The sequence below is a fragment of the Mangrovicoccus sp. HB161399 genome (genome assembly GCF_013184745.1).
Lineage (GTDB): Bacteria > Pseudomonadota > Alphaproteobacteria > Rhodobacterales > Rhodobacteraceae > Mangrovicoccus.
Genome location: NZ_JAATVU010000232.1, coordinates 1 through 1,453 on the forward strand (window position 1 = coordinate 1; position 1,453 = coordinate 1,453).

The 1,453-nt window shown below is 69.0% G+C and carries 1 protein-coding gene; it reads right to left on the minus strand.

Translation table 11 applies throughout. From position 1 onward, the window contains the following. The coding region (locus HCC78_RS32545; protein WP_172332818.1) for a hypothetical protein at positions 1-1,453 on the minus strand (1,453 nt) is incomplete at both ends.

Genomic DNA, 1,453 nt, shown 5'->3' on the forward strand with positions numbered 1-1,453 from the left:
GCCGGGGAAGTCGGCGGAGTAGAGGATGGTGGACGACGGGCGGACATAGCTGCTGCCGGTCCTGTCCTGCATCACGGCTGCGTTCATGAACTCAATGTCGCGCCACACGATGGAGTCGGGAGCCGCCACATGGGTTCCGGAGGGCATCGAATACTTGAACAGGCGCGGCTTGTTCGCCGTGTCGATGCCGCGGATGATGATGTCTCCCGGCACGTTCCAGAGGTTGTAGAAGCTGGCCGAGCCGTTGTCGTAGTCACCAGGGCGCAGCCAGATCGTGCCCCCGGAGGACGGCAGGCCACGGTAGGCGGCATCGCCGATCAGGAACCCGCGCAGCTCTGCCTGGCTCGACACGGTTTGGGTGCCTGCCGTGACGCTGACGGTGGTGCTGCCGATCACGGTGTTGCCGGTGGCCAGCGGCGAGGTGTTGCCCGACACGCGGCCCGACGCCACGGTGAACTGGCCATAGGTGCCGTCAGCCTCGGCGATGGGAGCCGAGCCCTGACCGATCGGCGTAAGCGACCCGAAGGTGATGGCCGCCGCGGTGCCGACGGTTGGGGTGGCGGTCTTGGCAGCCGACCATGCGCTCGCGCCCTCGGCGTTCACCGTGCGGACCTGAACGGAAGCCTCGGCCCCGGCCAGGACCGTGATGAGGTAGCTGCCGGTCACGAGTGCCGGAAGATCGGTCGCAGCACCCGCCCCGATCCGGTACTGGATCGAGGTCAGCGGAGAGTTTCCGTCATACGGGACGGTGCTGACGGTGAGCCACAGCTTGTCGCCGCCAGTGCTCGGGCTGTCTTCCAGCGCCCAATCCGCATCGGCGAAGGCGCTCGGCGCCGTCGCCTGCACGGTCGGCGTGACGGTCTTGGTATCGCCCCAGGCGCCCGCGCCCACGGCGTTGACCGCGCGCAGCTGAACGTCTGCTGCAGTCTCTGCGGGAACCGTGATCTGGCAGGTGCCCGTGGTGGATCCTGAAAGGGCCACGGCAGCGTCGGTGCCGACCCGGTACTCCAGCGAGGTGATCACGGAAGTTCCTGGCGATGGCAGCGTGCTGATGGTGACCGTGAGGGTATCCCCGCCCGCGGACGGGCTGTCGGCCAGCGTCCACATGCCCGCGGTGAAAGCGGAAGGAGCAGACTGCAACGCGGTCGGCGTGGCGATCTTGGTATCGCCCCAGGCGCCAGCGCCGACGGCATTGACCGCGCGCAGCTGGATGCTTGCCGCGGCCCCGGCCGGAACGGTGATCTGGTAGCTGCCCGTGGTCGAGCCGGAGAGCGCGACAGCCGCGCCGGTCCCGATCCTGTACTCCAGCGCGGTGACTGGATCGCTGCCCTCGTCGGGCAGGGCGCCGATGGTGACCGTCAGCGTGTCGCCGCCCGCGGACGGGCTGTCTGCAAGGCTCCACTGGCCAGCGGTGAAGGCAGCGGGAACGGCAGGCGCCACGGTCGGGGTTGCC